Origin of the sequence: Acinetobacter sp. V115_6, from assembly GCF_031799025.1 — a bacterium.
Taxonomy (GTDB): Bacteria; Pseudomonadota; Gammaproteobacteria; order Pseudomonadales; family Moraxellaceae; genus Acinetobacter; species Acinetobacter pittii.
Genome location: NZ_JAVQNO010000011.1, coordinates 1 through 580 on the forward strand (window position 1 = coordinate 1; position 580 = coordinate 580).

At 51.4% G+C, this 580-nt stretch carries 1 protein-coding gene; it reads left to right on the top strand.

Going from position 1 to position 580, the window contains the following annotated elements:
• A partial coding sequence (locus RMA94_RS01270; RefSeq protein WP_311081516.1) for an Ig-like domain-containing protein occupies nt 1-580 on the top strand: 580 nt, incomplete at both ends.

Consider the following 580-nt stretch of genomic DNA (forward strand, 5'->3'; position numbering starts at 1 on the left):
CAAGCTATGATCCTGTAACAGGTACACTGACGCCTACCACTCCGTTGGCAGATGGTTCACATCAACTAACTTATACGTTGACTGATGCAGCTGGTAATGAAAGTGCACAGAGTCCTGCATTAACAGTTACTGTAGATACATTAGCGCCGGCACCGGTGATTACGATTGATCCTGTAACGAATGCAATCACGATTGACTTTGGTGAAGCAGTCAATGCGGTTGATGGCAGTCCGCTTACTGCAGATGCACTTGAGGGATTGCTGGACATTGCTAACGGTACATTGACTGACCTGATAGACAACGGCGATGGTAGCTTCAGCGGTACACTGGTACCGGCTGCGGACTTTGAAGGCGATGTGGTGGTGAATGTTCCGGCAGGTATTGTTACGGACGTGGTAGGCAATGCCAACCTGACCGCAACAGAGAGCTTTACGGTCGATACATTGGCACCGGCCTTTGACTTCACGGTCACCATCAATGCCGATGGGACAGCGACGATTGCAGGCAGCACTGAACCGGGTGCGACAGTTGAAATTCTGGATCCGGCAGGTAATCCGGTGGCAGTGACTGTTGCGCCAGA